Origin of the sequence: Pseudomonas sichuanensis (assembly GCF_024749065.1) — a bacterium.
In the GTDB taxonomy this organism is placed as follows: Bacteria; Pseudomonadota; Gammaproteobacteria; order Pseudomonadales; family Pseudomonadaceae; genus Aquipseudomonas; species Aquipseudomonas sichuanensis.
Window position 1 is genome coordinate 492,326 of the sequence record NZ_CP087185.1, and the last position, 15,286, is coordinate 507,611.

12 protein-coding genes are annotated in these 15,286 nt (G+C 64.7%); 7 read left to right on the forward strand and 5 right to left on the reverse strand.

All coding sequences use genetic code 11. The features are described from left to right. Nucleotides 1-79: 79 nt before the first annotated feature. Genes rsmA through LOY51_RS02280 form a run of 4 tightly spaced genes read right to left on the reverse strand, consistent with a single transcriptional unit; the run spans nucleotide 80 to nucleotide 5,997 of the window. Nucleotides 80-880, reverse strand: coding sequence for a 16S rRNA (adenine(1518)-N(6)/adenine(1519)-N(6))-dimethyltransferase RsmA (gene rsmA / locus LOY51_RS02265; protein ID WP_125462349.1), 801 nt, complete (start codon nucleotides 878-880; stop codon nucleotides 80-82). Next, nucleotides 877-1,866 carry a 4-hydroxythreonine-4-phosphate dehydrogenase PdxA gene (gene pdxA, locus LOY51_RS02270; RefSeq protein WP_125857213.1) on the reverse strand — a complete coding sequence of 330 codons (990 nt, stop codon included), beginning with the start codon at nucleotides 1,864-1,866 and terminating at the stop codon, nucleotides 877-879. The genes rsmA and pdxA overlap by 4 nt, the downstream gene beginning before the upstream one ends. Next, nucleotides 1,863-3,182, reverse strand: coding sequence for a peptidylprolyl isomerase SurA (gene surA / locus LOY51_RS02275; protein WP_258644192.1), 1,320 nt, complete (start codon nucleotides 3,180-3,182; stop codon nucleotides 1,863-1,865). Before surA ends, pdxA begins: the two co-directional genes overlap by 4 nt. Beyond that, a complete protein-coding gene (locus LOY51_RS02280) occupies nucleotides 3,163-5,997 on the reverse strand; it encodes an LPS-assembly protein LptD (protein ID WP_125857214.1) in 2,835 nt (944 codons plus the stop codon). Before LOY51_RS02280 ends, surA begins: the two co-directional genes overlap by 20 nt. Nucleotides 5,998-6,128: 131 nt before the next feature. Between LOY51_RS02280 and LOY51_RS02285 the strand changes: the two genes are divergently transcribed. Genes LOY51_RS02285 through LOY51_RS02295 form a run of 3 tightly spaced genes read left to right on the forward strand, consistent with a single transcriptional unit; the run spans nucleotide 6,129 to nucleotide 8,582 of the window. Next, nucleotides 6,129-7,148 (forward strand): aminoglycoside phosphotransferase family protein, encoded by a 1,020-nt coding sequence (locus tag LOY51_RS02285; RefSeq protein ID WP_258644193.1) that lies wholly within the window; start codon nucleotides 6,129-6,131, stop codon nucleotides 7,146-7,148. Then, nucleotides 7,145-7,816, forward strand: a complete 672-nt coding sequence (murU, locus tag LOY51_RS02290) for an N-acetylmuramate alpha-1-phosphate uridylyltransferase MurU (protein ID WP_125462354.1) — start codon at nucleotides 7,145-7,147, stop codon at nucleotides 7,814-7,816. The genes LOY51_RS02285 and murU overlap by 4 nt, the downstream gene beginning before the upstream one ends. Before the next feature lies 1 nt (nucleotide 7,817). Continuing rightward, nucleotides 7,818-8,582 carry a TerB family tellurite resistance protein gene (locus tag LOY51_RS02295; RefSeq protein ID WP_125462355.1) on the forward strand — a complete coding sequence of 255 codons (765 nt, stop codon included), beginning with the start codon at nucleotides 7,818-7,820 and terminating at the stop codon, nucleotides 8,580-8,582. A gap of 46 nt (nucleotides 8,583-8,628) precedes the next feature. Here LOY51_RS02295 and LOY51_RS02300 read toward each other — a convergent pair whose 3' ends face one another. After that, nucleotides 8,629-9,630: an alpha/beta hydrolase family protein gene (locus tag LOY51_RS02300; protein WP_258644194.1), complete on the reverse strand. Its 1,002-nt coding sequence runs from the start codon at nucleotides 9,628-9,630 to the stop codon at nucleotides 8,629-8,631. Between the two features lie 95 nt (nucleotides 9,631-9,725). Here LOY51_RS02300 and LOY51_RS02305 point away from each other — a divergent pair, with 95 nt between their 5' ends. The 4 genes from LOY51_RS02305 (at nucleotide 9,726) to LOY51_RS02320 (ending at nucleotide 15,251) form a co-directional block, all read left to right on the forward strand. After that, nucleotides 9,726-12,125, forward strand: a complete 2,400-nt coding sequence (locus tag LOY51_RS02305) for a PAS domain-containing sensor histidine kinase (protein ID WP_125462357.1) — start codon at nucleotides 9,726-9,728, stop codon at nucleotides 12,123-12,125. Further along, on the forward strand, nucleotides 12,119-12,751 hold the full coding sequence (locus LOY51_RS02310; RefSeq protein ID WP_172670942.1) for a response regulator: 633 nt from the start codon (nucleotides 12,119-12,121) through the stop codon (nucleotides 12,749-12,751). Before LOY51_RS02305 ends, LOY51_RS02310 begins: the two co-directional genes overlap by 7 nt. A gap of 304 nt (nucleotides 12,752-13,055) precedes the next feature. Further along, nucleotides 13,056-14,168, forward strand: a complete 1,113-nt coding sequence (locus LOY51_RS02315; protein ID WP_110994274.1) for an ABC transporter ATP-binding protein — start codon at nucleotides 13,056-13,058, stop codon at nucleotides 14,166-14,168. A 48-nt stretch (nucleotides 14,169-14,216) separates the two neighbouring features. Next, the gene (locus LOY51_RS02320; RefSeq protein ID WP_258644195.1) at nucleotides 14,217-15,251 is read left to right on the forward strand and encodes an ABC transporter substrate-binding protein; all 1,035 of its coding nucleotides are present in this window, start codon (nucleotides 14,217-14,219) and stop codon (nucleotides 15,249-15,251) included. Nucleotides 15,252-15,286 lie beyond the last annotated feature (35 nt).

Here is a 15,286-nt window from a genome sequence, read left to right on the forward strand (position 1 = left end):
GGCGGGGGGGAGGGCCAGTCATGGCTGATCGCGGGGCAAGCCCGCTCCCACGGGAGCGAGCCTGTGTTGCGACGTGGGGTCAGCCTTGCTGCTCGGCCAGCTTGTCGGCCAGGCGCACGAACGCTGCCAGGTCCAGTTGCTCGGGGCGCAGGCTGCCATCGACGCCTGCAGCCTCGATGGCCTGGCTGTCGAGCAGGCCCTTGAGAGTGTTGCGCAGGGTCTTGCGGCGCTGGTTGAACGCTTCGCGCACGACACGCTCCAGCAGCAGAGGGTCCTTGGCCGGGTAAGGCAGCACTTCATGGGGCACCAGGCGCACGATGGCCGAATCGACCTTCGGTGGTGGGTTGAAGGCGCCGGGGCCTACGTTGAACAGGTGTTCCACGCGGCAGTGGTACTGCACCATGATCGACAACCGCCCCCAGTCACCACCGCCAGGCCCTGCGGCCATGCGCTCGACCACTTCCTTCTGCAGCATGAAATGCATGTCGCGGATCAGGTTGGCGTGTGCCAGCAGGTGGAAGATCAGCGGCGTGGAGATGTTGTAGGGCAGGTTGCCCACGACCTTCAGGCTGCGTTGCGGTACGCCCAACTGATTGAAGTCGAACTTCAGGGCGTCGCCCTGGTGCAGGCGGAAATTGTCACGCCCGGCGAACTTGTGTTGCAGGATCGGCACCAGGTCCTTGTCCAGCTCCACCACGTCCAGTTGTGCGCCGCTGTTCAGCAGGCCCTCGGTGAGGGCGCCCTGGCCAGGGCCGATTTCCAGCAGGTTTTCGCCGGCCTTGGCGTGGATCGCCCGCAGAATGCGGTCGATGATTCCGGCGTCATGCAGGAAATTCTGGCCGAAGCGCTTGCGCGCCCGGTGTTGGTAATGCTCGGTCATGGTCGGTTCTCGGCCATCTGGTAGGCGGTTTCCAGGGCGACGCGCAGGCTGCCGGTGTCGATCTTGCCGGTGCCGGCCAGGTCCAGGGCGGTGCCGTGGTCGACCGAAGTACGGATGATCGGCAGGCCCAGCGTCACGTTGACCGCGGCGCCGAAGCCCTTGTACTTGAGTACGGGCAGGCCTTGGTCGTGGTACATCGCCAGCACTGCGTCGCAGTGCTCCAGATATTTGGGGGTAAACAGGGTATCGGCCGGTAATGGTCCGCGCAGGTCCATGCCTTCGGTACGCAGGCGCTCCAGTACGGGCTCGATGATGTCGATTTCTTCGCGGCCAAGGTGGCCGCCTTCGCCGGCATGCGGGTTGAGCCCGCAGACCAGGATGCGTGGTTTGCCGATGCCGAACTTGTCACGCATGTCCGCATGCAGGATGCGGGTCACGCGCTCCAGGCGCTCGGCGGTGATGGCGTCGGCAATGTCGCGCAGCGGCAGGTGCGTGGTCACCAGGGCCACGCGCAGGCCATGGGTGGCCAGCATCATGACCACCTGTGCGGTGTGGGTGAGCTCGGCAAGGAACTCGGTATGCCCGGAGAAGGCGATACCGCTCTCGTTGATCACGCCTTTGTGCACCGGGGCGGTGATCATCCCGGCAAAGTGCCCGTCAAGGCAGCCTTGCCCGGCGCGTGTCAGCGTTTCCAGCACGAATGCGGCGTTGGCCTGGTTCAGTTGCCCGGCGGCCACGGGTGCGGCCAAGGGCGTATCCCAGACGTACAGGCTGCCGGCAGGGGCAGGGTGTTCGGGCAGGTTGTCCGGGGTGACGGCCAGCAGGCTGACGGCCAGGCCCAGCTGCGTGGCCCGCTCGGCGAGCAGGTCACGGCTGGTGATGGCGATCAGGGGATGGGGCTGGGCCTCGGCGGCGAGCAGCAGGCACAGGTCGGGGCCTATGCCGGCTGGTTCGCCGGGTGTAACGGCAAAGCGCAGGGGCTTCACTGGGTGGCCTGGTCAGCGCCAGGCAGCTTGACTTCAACGTAGGCCTCGTCGCGGATCTGGCGCAGCCAGGTCTGCAGCTCTTCGTCGTACTTGCGGTTGCGCAGGACGCTCATGGCCTGCTGCTCACGGGCTTTTTCAGTGCTGTCGGTGGCGCGGCGGCCCAGCACTTCAAGCACGTGCCAGCCGTACTGGGTGCGGAACGGCTTGGTCACCACGCCTTGTTTGGCGTCGGCCATCTGCTCGCGGAATTCCGGGACCAGGCTGTCCGGGTCGACCCAGTTCAGGTCGCCACCGTGGAGTGCAGAGCCTGGGTCTTCCGAGAAGCTCTTGGCCAGGGTGGCAAAGTCTTCGCCGCTGTTGATCCGGTCGTACAGTTTTTCAGCGAGCTCCTTGGTGGCGGCTTCGCTGCGGATCTCGCTTGGCTTGATCAGGATGTGGCGTACATGCACTTCGTCACGCAGCACGCTCTCGCTGCCACCACGTTTCTCCTCGAGCTTGAGGATGATGAAGCCGTTGGGGATGCGAATAGGCTGGGTGACGTCGCCGGCGCTCATGCTGCTGAGCATCTTGGCGAAGTCCGGTGGCAGTTGGCCGGCTTTACGCCAGCCCATCTCGCCGCCTTCCAGGGCGTTCTCGCTGGCCGAGCGTGCGATGGCCAGTTGGCCGAAGTCAGCGCCTTGCTTGAGCTGCTGGTAGACGCCGCCCGCTTGGCGAGCTGCCGCCTGGATGGCTTCCGAGTTGGCGCCTTCCGTGGTCGGGATGAGGATGTTGGCCAGGCGGTATTCTTCCGACATCTGCATCTTGCCGAGGTCGGAGTTGAGGAAGTTCTTCACTTCCTGCTCGGACACCTGGATGCGTTCGGCGACACGACGCTGACGTACGCGGCTGATGATCATCTCGCGCTTGATCTGTTCGCGGGCGTCGTCGAACGACAGGCCATCATGGGCCAGGGCAGCACGGAACTGCTCCGGCGACATGCCATTGCGCTGGGCAATCGTGCCGACGGCCTGGTTCAGCTCCTCATCGGTGATGCGGATGCCCGAGCGCTCGCCGATCTGCAGTTGCAGGTTCTCGACGATCAGGCGCTCCAGCACCTGCTGCTCCAGCGCGCCGGCCGGCGGCACGCCGCCACCGCGCTTGGCGATGGTCTGCTGGACTTCACGCACGCGCTGGTCCAGTTGGCTCTGCATGACCACGTCGTTGTCGACGATGGCCACCACGCGGTCCAGGGACTGCGGTGCGGCATGCGCCGCGCCGCTGAGTAAAACGGCGCCCAACATCAGCGGGCGCAGACGATCAATAAGCTTGGTCTTCACGTTCACGATAACCTTGAATGCCTTTGTCCAGGAACGACTCAACCTTGTTGCCCACTACACCGCCGAGGCCCTTGAGCACGACTTGCAGGAAGATACCGTGGTCGCCCTTCTCGTTGTCCGGGACCGCCTGGCTGAAGTCGTCGTAGTCCATCCAGTAGCGGTTGATCAGGCGCAGCTTCCAGCAGCAGTTGTCGTACTCGAAACCACCCATGGCTTCCAGGGTGCGGTTGCGGTTGTAGTCGTGCTGCCAGCGCGCGATCACGCTCCACTGCGGAACGATCGGCCAGATGACCGAGAAGTCGTGCTGCTGGATCTTGTAGTAATCCTTGATGTAGCCCGGTTCGCCTGGAGTGCCGTAGTCACCGCCGCCAACTTTCCACAAGCCGGTCAGCGAGTCATAGGTGATCAGGTCGTTGCGGTAGCGGTAGCCGAGGTTGACGATCTTGTTCGGATTGTCTTCAGGCTGGTAGTGGAACATCGCGCTACCCGAGCGAGTGCTGCGGCTGTCCGGGTCCCAGTTGAAGTCCGAGTTGAAGCGCCAGTCGCGGTTGAAGGCGTACTCGTATTCCAGAGCGTACGGTGACACGTCCGACAGGCTGTCCTTGCGGGTGCTGTAGTCGATGCCTGGCAACTGGACCTTGCGGTCCTTGAAGTAGAACGCCTGGCCAATGCTGAAGCGCTGACGCTGGAAGCCGTTGTCCTCGATCCAGCGGTTGGTCACACCCAGCGACAGCTTGTTTTCGTCGCCGATGCGATCGGTGCCGCTGAAGCGGTTGTCGCGGAACAGCGAAGCGTAGTCGAAAAGGCGCTCGCTCGTATCGAAGATCGGAATGTCCTTCTGGTCCTTGTACGGGACGTAGAGGTAGAACAGTCTCGGCTCGAGGGTCTGGCGGTAATTGGTGCCGAACATCTGTGTGTTGCGGTCGAAGTACAGGCCGCTGTCGACGCTGAAGATCGGGATATCACGGTTCAGCGTGCTGTTGTAGCTGCCATAGCCCGGAAGGCCCGACTGCGTGATCGCCTGGGCCTGGCCCTGGCTGTCCAGGTCGAGGTCATAGCGGGTGACGGCGTACTTGAGTTTCGGCTTGATGTAGCCGTAGCTCGCTTCCATCGGCAGGCTGATGGCCGGTGCCGCGTGCAGGCGGGTACCGTTGGCACGGGCGATGCCGGTGACGCTCTCGTCAAGGCGGCGGCCGCCGAGGACATTGCCGTCAGCATCGGTCACGAGGCCGAGCGACTTGTCAGGCAGGCCATCCTTGTCGAACACCAGATCGTTCTTCAGGTCACGTTCGAAGCGAACGGCCTCGGCTTCGTAGCTGAGATCGAGCCCTTCAGGGTGATACGGCAGCAAGCCGGTGATCGAGAGCTGTGGAAGCTTGTCGTAAGGGGTGATCTGCGAAATGGTCGCCATTTCGTAGGCATGCACATTCAACCGGGCGGTGTAGTCGTCGCCACGGTAGTTGAGCGTGCCGCGCTGGTTGACGTAGTCCCGGCTCTCGACACCGATCTGGTCCGATTCCAGGTCCTGGAAGTAGAACGGGTCGCTGATGTCGGTGTAGTCCACCTCGCCCATCAGGCGATCATCCAGGCCGCCCTTGTGCTGCCAGTTGATCATCCAGCGTTCTTTCTTGTAGTCCGTCTGCAGCTTGCGGTCGTCGTCCTGATCGCTCAGGTAGGCGCCGCCGAACTGACCTTCGCTGGATTTGGTCAGGTAGCGGAACTCGCCTTCCATGAGCATGCCGCGCTTGGCCATGTAGCGCGGGTACAACGTGGCGTCGTAGTTCGGCGCCAGGTTGAAGTAGTACGGGGTGACCAGCATGAAGCCGGTATCGCTGCTGCTGCTGAACGATGGCGGCAGGAAGCCGGACTGCCGACGATCATCGATCGGGAAGTAGATGTACGGCGTATAGAAGACCGGGAAATCCTTGACCCGCAGCGTGACGTTGGTGGCAGTACCAAAGCCGGTGGCCGGGTTGAGGGTGATGTTGTTGCCCTTGAGCTGCCATGCGTTGCTGCCCGGCTCACAGGTGGTATAGGTACCGTCCTTGAGGCGGATGATCGCGTTTTCCGCGCGCTTGGCGTACAGCGCATTACCGCGGATGTGCGATTTGTGCATCACGTATTCGGCGTTGTCGACCCGGGCTTCGCCGGTGTCGAGCTGAATCTGTGCCTCATCACCGACTACCAGCGAGCCGTTGTCACGGATCTTGACGTTGCCCTTGAGCTCGCCACGGTTCTCGGCCTGGTACAGGTTGGCTTCGTCCGCTTCGGCCTGCATGCTGCCCTGGCGCATGACCACGTCACCGGCGAGGGTGGCGATCTGCTGCTCCTGCTGGTACTTGGAAACCTTGGCGTTGATGTAGGTCGGGGCTTCGTCCTTGGGCGTGGTGTCATCCATGCCCGGACGGATTGGCTCGATATAGGCGCCACCGCAGTACGGGCCGGTCTCGGCCAGTTGCGCGGCAGTGAGCTTCTCGCGGGGTACCCAGTCGAGGTGGCTGTAGTCTTCGCTGCGCGATTTCAGGGCGCGGCCCTTGCTCTCGGTAACCAGTACCGGCTTGTCGGCCTGTTCCTGGGCTACTTGCTCCGGTGTTTCATCACCGGAACTGGCGGCAGCGGCACCCGGATGAACCGGGCGAGGCGGCAGGTTACTGGCAGCCTTGGGCTTGCAGTCCCAGCCGCCGGAAGCGGACACTTGGCAGTCGAACTGCTCGGCTGCTAACGCATGCGGCATGGCCATAGGTTGCAGGGCCAGCAGACCGCCAGTGACCAGCAATGGAAACTTTCTACGAAACGCGGGGGATTTCAATGCCATCTTATTAGTCCGGGCTTCCTGCGTGCCATCTGCCCGCGTGTGGGGGCCGCACGCCTCTCGATGGTCTGAAAAAGATGCTGGATAATAAAGCATGACCCGCTTGACGGCTAGCGCCGTCGGAGACCCTTGTAATGCCCGACCAAGATGTACGTCTGCAACAACTGACTGCCTGGCTCGCCGAGCAGCTCGAGATTCTATTTCGCACCAACGGCTGGGGTGACGTGCCCGCCGGCAGCCTGACCGCCGCCAGCAGCGATGCGAGTTTCCGCCGCTACTTCCGCTGGGAGGGCGCCGGCCACAGCTTCGTGGTCATGGATGCGCCACCACCCCAGGAAAACTGCCGCCCGTTCGTTGCCATCGACCACCTGCTGGCCAGTGCGGGCGTGCATGTGCCGCAGATCCATGCCCAGGACCTTGAGCGCGGCTTCCTGCTTTTGGGCGATATGGGGCGCCAGACTTACCTGGACGTCATCGATGCCGACAACGCCGATGCCTTGTTCAAGGACGCCATCGAAGCCTTGCTGGCGTTCCAGCGCCTGCCGATGGACGCCCCGTTGCCTAGCTACGACGATGCGCTGCTGCGCCGCGAAGTCGAGCTGTTCCCGGAGTGGTACGTTGGCCGCGAGCTGGGCGCGAAGCTGACCGAGGCCCAGCAGGCCAGCTGGCAGCGGGTCAGCCAGCTGTTGATCGACAGCGCCCTGGCGCAACCTAAAGTACTGGTGCACCGCGACTACATGCCGCGCAACCTGATGCAAAGCACGCCGAACCCCGGCGTGCTGGATTTCCAGGACGCAGTCTACGGCCCGGTCACCTACGACATCACCTGCCTGTTCAAGGACGCTTTCCTCAGCTGGCCCCAGGCCCGCGTCGAGGGGTGGCTCAGCGATTACTGGCAAAAGGCCCAGGCTGCCGGTATTCCAGTACAGCCGGCATTCGAGGACTTCCACCGCGCCAGCGACCTGATGGGGGTGCAGCGCCACCTCAAGGTGATCGGCATTTTCGCCCGCATCTGTCACCGTGACGGCAAACCGCGCTACCTCACTGACGTACCGCGTTTCTTCGCCTATATAGATGAAGTGATTGGTCGTCGTCCGGAGTTGGCCGAGCTGGGCGCGCTGATCAGCGAACTCAAGGCCGGGGCCCATTCATGAAGGCAATGATCCTCGCGGCGGGCAAGGGCGAGCGCATGCGCCCACTGACCCTGCACACCCCCAAGCCGCTGGTGCCGGCCGCCGGCAAGCCATTGATCGAATACCACCTGGAAGCGCTGGCCCGAGCCGGCTTCACCGAAGTGGTCATCAACCATGCCTGGCTCGGCCAGCAGATCGAGGATCACCTGGGCGATGGCAGCCGCTTCGGCCTGCGCCTGCGCTACTCGCCGGAAGGCGAACCGCTGGAGACCGGCGGCGGCATCTTCAAGGCGCTGCCGCTGCTGGGTGATGCGCCGTTCGTGCTGGTCAACGGCGATATCTGGACCGACTACGACTTCAGCGCGTTGCAGGCGCCGTTGCAGGGGCTCGCGCACCTGGTGCTGGTAGACAACCCCGGGCACCACGGGCGAGGCGACTTCCGTCTGCTGGGCGAGCAGGTAACTGATGGCGATGACGCGCCCGGGACCCTGACTTTCAGCGGTATCTCGGTGCTCGACCCGGCGCTGTTCGACGCTTGCCAACCCGGCGCCTTCAAGCTCGCACCGCTATTGCGCAAGGCCATGGCTGCGGGCCAGGTGAGTGGCGAGCACTACCGGGGGCACTGGGTTGATGTCGGCACTGTCGAACGCCTGGCCGATGTCGAACGCCTGATTGGCGAGCGCGCCTGACATGTGGTGGCCAAGCACAGTGATTGGTGCCGGGGCCGGTTTCGCCATGGCCAGTATCCCCGGGGCTTTGCTCGGGGCGCTGCTGGGCCAGGCCATGGATCGGCGCCTGCGTCTGCAGGGATGGGAGGACATGCGCGAGCGCCTGGGCGGGCGCCCGGCGCTGCGCGACGAAGAGTTGCTGTTCGTGCTGCTTGGGCGTCTGGCCAAGAGCGATGGCCGGGTTGCCGAGGGGCATATCCAGCAGGCGCGTCAGGAAATGACCCGGCTGGACCTGGCGGAACCCGCGCGGCTGCGGGCGATTGCCGCGTTCAATCGGGGCAAGTCGGGCAAGGGCCGGTTGGGTCATTACCTGCGCCGGATCAAGTTGCAGCCGCATGCCGCCGAGGGCACCCTGCGCGCCTGCTGGCGAATGGTCTGGGCGGATGGCAAGGCCGGCCGGCATGAGCACGATCTGCTGCTGCGCTGGGGCGAGCAGCTTGGGCTCAGCCGTCAGCAGGTGCAGGCCCTGGCCAAGGAGTACGAGCCACGGCGGTCGTCCGTCGAAGGCGGTGTGATGACCTATGCCGCTGCCCTGCGTCTTCTTGGGGTGGAGCCGGACACCGAGGCCGACAAGGTCAAGCAGGCCTATCGGCGACTGCTTAGCCGGCACCATCCCGACAAGCTGGTGGGCAGTGGTGCCAGTGAGGCCAAGGTGCGCGAGGCGACCGAGCACACGCGCGAGCTGCACCAGGCCTATGCCCTGATCCGCAAGCGGCGGGGCCTCTAACTAAGTTATCGCGGGGCAAGCTCGCATCGGCGCCCCGCGATGATCGTCACTGTTCCTGCGGTGTCAGCCAGCCGCGAACCCGACGTAGCAACTGCTCTTGCTCCGCTGCCTTGTTACCCGGCATGGCCATCAGCGAAATCTGCCGGTACGCGCTGTCCTTCTGCCGCTTGCTGGCCTGCAGGCGCTGCTCGGCGGCCAGGCGGTCCTGGGGGCGCGAGGTGTAGTAGAGGTCGGCGGTCGGCACTTTCAGGGTCGGGGTGAGGCTCAGCAGGTCGTGCTCGACCCGTGCGGGCGTCTGCGCCGCGACCATCACCAGTTTCTGTACCTCTGGCGGCTGCTTTTCGCTGAGGTAGCGCGCCGCCCAGTAGGCGCCGCTGCCGTTGCCCAGCAGCACGATGCTGCGTGCCTGTTGCTGTTGCGCATAGGCCACGGCGGCATCCAGGCGGGCGAAGATGCGCTCGGCGTCGTCCTGGTCGGTGTGTTCGTCGGCCTTGGCGGCGTCGGTGCTTTCGGCGGTGTCCGCCTCGGCGGCCGTGGCCTGGGCAACGTTGGCGTTGGCGTCTGCGGGGGTATCCTTGGTCGGCGCTGTTTCACCTGCGTCCTTGGCCGGTTCTGCGGCGGGCTTGGCCTCGGCGCGCGCCTGCGGGCGTTCGGCCAGCAGGTCTGGAAGGCTCACGCTCAAGGTGTGCCAGCCGACATCGGGGAAGCCACGGCGCAACGGCCCGACCGTGGTCGGCCAGTCGGCGCTTTCGCCGGCACCGGGGACGATGATCAGCGCACCTTTCGGGTCGCTGTCGTTGGCCGGCTTCCACAGCGCCAGGAAGTGTTCGCCGTTGGCCTGCAGGGTCTGCTGCTCGGCCTTGGGCACCTGGCGCTCGAGGGCCAGGGCATCGTCCTGGCTGCGTTCGGCCAGCGCCGGGCGCACTACGGGGGCAGGGGCAGCCTCGGCGGCGGCATCGGTTTTTTCGGCATCGGCCGCTTGCGCGCCGAGGGGCAGGAGCGCGGCCAGGCAGAACATGGCCAGCGTCGTGCGATAGAGTGTGAGCATGGATCGGTCCAAGGCCATAAAGTTATCGGCAGCCTAATAGTATTTGTCCGCGACGGCCACGTCAGGTGGCCGTCCTTGCCAAGACGAGCGTAGAGATGAAGCGAGTGCGTTGCCTGTGGGTTATCGGCTGGTTGTGTCTACCCTTGATCGCTTTGGCGCGCCCGGAGGCGCCGCCTTCGGTAGTGCTGGAGCCTGCCCAGCAACAGTGGCTGGAGGCGCATCGCAGCCTGCGGGTCGGCCTGGTGCTGCAAGCGCCCTATGCCCAGTTCGACAGGCGTTTGCAGCAGTTCTACGGGGCCAACGTCGAGCTGGTCAGTGCGCTGGCCCAGGCCCTCAGGCTCGACCTGACCTGGCGCGGTTTCACCGATGAAGCGGCGCTGGAGCACGCGTTGCAAGCTGGCGAGATCGATTTTGCCCCAGGCCTGACCCAGACCCCCGCCAGCCTGCGCAACTGGTTGTTCAGCGACCCGTACATGCGCGTGCCGCAACTGGTGGTGGGCCTGCGCAGCGGTGCGGTGGCGGTGGACCTGGAGAAGCTCGGCGCCAACGACCGAGTGGCGGTGCGCATGCCATCCAGGCTCGCCGACTACCTGCGCGGCAACTACGGCAACCTCAACCTGCAAGGCGTGCCCAACGAGCGTGAGGCCCTGCAACTGGTGCTGGGCGGGCAGGCCGGTTTTGCCGTGCTGGACGAGGCGCAGCTCAGTCGCCTGTCCCGCGAGAGTGAGTTTGGTGAGCTGGCCGTGGTCGGTGACATCGGCCTGCCGCAATTGCTACGGGTGGGTTCGCGGCGCGACTGGCCGCTGTTGGCCGACGTCCTTGAGCGTGGGCTGCAGGCCATGCCGGCCAAGGACCTCGAGCAGATCCACCAACGCTGGCTGCAACCGAAATACCCGCGCTTCTCCGAATCGCCCGGTTTCTGGCAGAACCTCGCCTTGCTGTTCGGCCTGTTGCTGTTGTGCGCCCTGGCCACGCTGGTGTGGCAGCGTCGCCAACAGCGAGGGCTGGAGCGCGGATTGCTGGCGGCACGCGAGAGCCTGGCCGAGCGCCAGACCCGCGAGCAGGCGCTGCGCCTGAGCCAGTTCTCCATCGACCAGAGCACTGTCGGGATTCTGTGGGTCAACTGGGACAGCCACGTGCGCTACGCCAACCACGCCGCCGAACGCATGCTCGGTTTTGCCGAGAACGCCTTGCTTGAGCGCCCGCTGATCGACATCGAGCCCACCCTGGCCATGGACCGCTGGCTGGCGCTGTGGAAGCGCGCCCGTGGCGGCGAAGGCGAGTTGCAGTTCGAGAGCCAGTGCCGCTGCGCCGATGGCAGCTTGCTGCCGGTCGACCTGTCGCTGTCGTTCCTGCGTTTTCGCGATGCCGAATACCTGGTGGTGTTCCTCACCGATGTCACCGAGCGCCGCCGGGCGCTGGCCGCCCTGCGCGAAAGCGAAGCTCGGCTCAAGGGGATCGCCGGCAACGTGCCGGGGCTGGTGTTCCGCCTGGAGCGCGACGCCGCCGAAGGCGAGTTGGAGTTCCCCTATATCAGTGAAGGCAGCGAAGCGCTGGTCGGTTACACCCCGGCGGCGATCCAGCACCCTGACATGGGCCTGCGCAACCTGGTGCATCCGCAGGACCGCGCCGATTATCACCGGGTTCAGGACATGGCCCTGGCCACTGACCAGGACTGGTCGTGGCAGGGCCGCATCCTCACCCGTCAGGGCGAGCAGCGCTGGGCCGACATCAAGGCCACCACCCGGCGCCTGGCCGATGGCCGAGTGGTGTGGGACGGGGTGGTCTGGGACATCACCCAGGGCAAGCAGGCCGAGTTGGCGCTGGCCGCGTCCCAGGAGCAACTGCGCGAGTTGTCGGCGCACCTGGAGAGCGTGCGCGAAGAGGAGAAGGCGCGGATTGCCCGCGAGGTGCACGACGAACTGGGGCAGATGCTGACGGTGCTCAAGCTTGAAGTGTCGATGTGCGAGCTGGCGTTCGCCGAACTGGACCCCGCTCTCAACGAGCGCCTGTCCAGCATGAAACGCCTGATCGCCCAGTTGTTCCAGCTGGTTCGCGACGTGGCCACGGCCCTGCGCCCACCGATCCTCGACGCCGGTATCGCCTCGGCCATCGAGTGGCAGGCGCGGCGCTTTGAAGCGCGCACGCAGATACCCTGTCTGGTGCAGGTGCCGGACAATCTGCCACCCTTGAGTGATGCCAAGGCCATCGGCCTGTTCCGTATCCTGCAGGAGGCGCTGACTAACGTGATGCGCCATGCCCAGGCGCACACGGTGCAGATCGATCTGGTGCACGAGGCAGGGCAGTTGCGCATGACCGTGATCGACGACGGCGTGGGGTTTGCCATGGAGGCGGCGCGGCCGACGTCGTTCGGCCTGGTGGGTGTGCGTGAGCGGGTGTTGATGCTCGGTGGCAGCATGAGCCTGGACAGCGAACCGGGCGAGGGCACCAGCCTGAGCGTGGCGATTCCTTTGAAGCAGGAGAAACAATCGTGATTCGAGTGCTGGTGGCCGAAGACCACACCATCGTCCGGGAAGGCATCAAGCAATTGATCGGCCTGGCCAAGGACATGCAGGTGGCGGGCGAGGCGGGCAATGGCGAGCAGTTGCTCGAGACCCTGCGCCACACGCCCTGCGAGGTGGTGCTGCTGGATATCTCCATGCCTGGGGTGAACGGCCTGGAGGCGATCCCGCGGATCCGCGCGCTGAACAACCCGCCGGCGATCCTGATGCTGTCGATGCATGACGAAGCGCAGATGGCGGCGCGGGCGCTCAAGGCCGGTGCGGCGGGCTATGCCACCAAGGACAGCGACCCGGCGCTGCTGCTCACGGCCATCCGCCGGGTGGCCGGGGGCGGGCGTTACATCGACCCGGCCCTGGCCGACCGCATGGTGTTCGAGGTGGGCCTGACCGAAACCCGGCCGCTGCACACACTACTGTCGGAGCGCGAGTTCTCGGTGTTCGAGCGCCTGGCCCAGGGCGCCAACGTCAACGACATTGCCCTGCAGCTGGCGCTGTCGAGCAAGACCATCAGCACCCACAAGGCGCGGCTGATGCAGAAGCTCAAGGTCAACTCGCTGGCGGAGCTGGTGAAGTACGCCATGGAGCACAAGCTGGTGTGAGTGTTCTGGTTGCGACAGCCAGTGCAGCGGCCTTGCCCATATCCCTGTGGGAGCGGGTTTACCCGCGAATGGGCCTGACCTGCTGATCTCGGTGGCTGCACCGGCCTCTTCGCGGGTTAACCCGCTCCCACAGGCTCGGCGTGAACCCTGATTGGCATTCCAAACGCGCCATCCTTGTAGGGCGATCCCTACAACAAGTCTTCCATCCGGATGATGGCATTCTCTCAGTGCCCCCGATTTTCGGGCGTTTGCGCCTCTTCTACTCTTTTGCCTACGCAGTCATTCCAACAAGAAGGTGCAGGGCATGAGCGAGGCGAATTCGAACGAGACGCTGGTCAGCTTCCGTGGTGTACAGAAGAGCTACGACGGCGAATCGCTGATCGTCAAAGACCTCAACCTGGACATTCGCAAGGGTGAATTCCTGACCCTGCTCGGCCCCTCCGGCTCGGGCAAGACCACCAGCCTGATGATGCTGGCCGGCTTCGAAACCCCTACCGCCGGCGAGATCCAGCTGGCCGGGCGCTCGATCAACAACGTGCCGCCGCACAAGCGCGACATTGGCATGGTGTTCCAGAACTACGCGCTGTTCCCGCACATGACCGTGGCCGAGAACCTGGCCTTCCCGCTGACCGTGCGCAACCTGAGCAAGACCGACGTCAGCGAGCGGGTCAAGCGTGTGCTCAACATGGTCCAACTCGATGCTTTCGCCAAGCGCTACCCCGGGCAGCTGTCCGGCGGCCAGCAGCAGCGCGTGGCGCTGGCCCGGGCCTTGGTGTTCGAACCCCAGCTGGTGTTGATGGACGAACCGCTCGGCGCCCTCGACAAGCAACTGCGCGAACACATGCAGATGGAAATCAAGCATATCCATCAGCGTCTGGGCGTGACCGTGGTGTACGTGACCCATGACCAGGGCGAGGCGCTGACCATGTCCGACCGGGTGGCGGTGTTCCACCAGGGCGAGATCCAGCAGATCGCCGACCCGCGCACCCTCTACGAAGAACCCTGCAACACCTTCGTCGCCAACTTCATCGGTGAGAACAACCGTATCAACGGCACCCTGCTGGCCAGCGATGGCAAGCGTTGCCAGGTGCAGTTGGGCCGCGGCGAGCGGGTCGAGGCGCTGGCGGTCAACGTCGGCCAGGCCGGCGAGCCGGTCACCCTGTCGATTCGCCCCGAGCGCGTGCGCCTCAACGGCCACAGCGAAAGCTGCGTCAACCGCTTCTCCGGCCGGGTGGCCGAGTTCATCTACCTGGGCGATCACGTGCGGGTGCGCCTGGAAGTCTGCGGCAAGGCCGACTTCTTCGTGAAGCAGCCGATTGCCGAACTCGACCCGGCCCTGGCCGTGGGCGATGTGGTACCGCTGGGCTGGGAGGTGGAGCACGCCCGCGCGCTCGATCCGATTGCACAAGCCCACTGATGGACTGATGGATTGCTTCACCAACCCTGTACTGTGGAGAGAATAATAATGCGCAAGCAGTTGAAACTGACCGCCCTGGCCCTGGGGCTGTTCGCCGCCGGCCAGGCCATGGCCGCGGACCTGACGGTGGTGTCGTTCGGTGGCGCCAACAAGGCGGCCCAGGTCAAGGCGTTCTACGAGCCATGGGAGAAGGCCGGCAAGGGCAAGATCGTCGCCGGTGAGTACAACGGGGAAATGGCCAAGATCAAGGCCATGGTCGACACCAACAGCGTTTCGTGGAACCTGGTCGAGGTCGAGTCGCCGGAGCTGGCGCGCGGCTGTGACGAGGGCATGTTCGAGGAACTCGACCCGGCCCTGTTCGGCAACGAAAGCGATTACGTCAAGGGTGCCATCCAGCCGTGCGGCGTTGGCTTCTTCGTCTGGTCCACGGTCATGGCCTATAACGCTGACAAGCTCAAGACCGCGCCCACCAGCTGGGCCGATTTCTGGGACACGAAAAAATTCCCGGGCAAGCGCGGCCTGCGCAAGGGCGCCAAGTACACCCTGGAGTTCGCCTTGATGGCCGACGGCGTGGCGCCGAAGGATGTCTATCAGGTGCTGGGCACCAAGGAGGGTGTGGACCGCGCCTTCAAGAAACTCGACGAGCTCAAGCCGAGCATCCAGTGGTGGGAAGCCGGTGCTCAGCCGCCGCAGTACCTGGCCTCGGGTGACGTGGTCATGAGCTCGGCCTACAACGGCCGCATCGCCGCTGTGCAGAAAGAGAGCAACCTCAAGGTGGTATGGAACGGTGGCATCTACGACTTCGACGCCTGGGCCATCCCGAAAGGTGCCAAGGATGCCGAAGAGGCGAAGAAATTCATCACCTACAGCGTCCAGCCCGAGCAGCAGAAGATCTACTCCGAGAACATCGCCTACGGTCCGGCCAACAGCAAAGCCGTGAGCCTGCTGTCGGACGAGGTGAAGAAAGACATGCCGACCACGCCTGAGAACATTGCCAACCAGGTGCAGATCGACGTGGCCTTCTGGGCCGACAACAGCGAGCAGTTGGAGCAACGCTTCAACGCCTGGGCGGCGAAGAAGTAACGCCCGGGACATTGGGCCGCCACGCGGCCCATCGC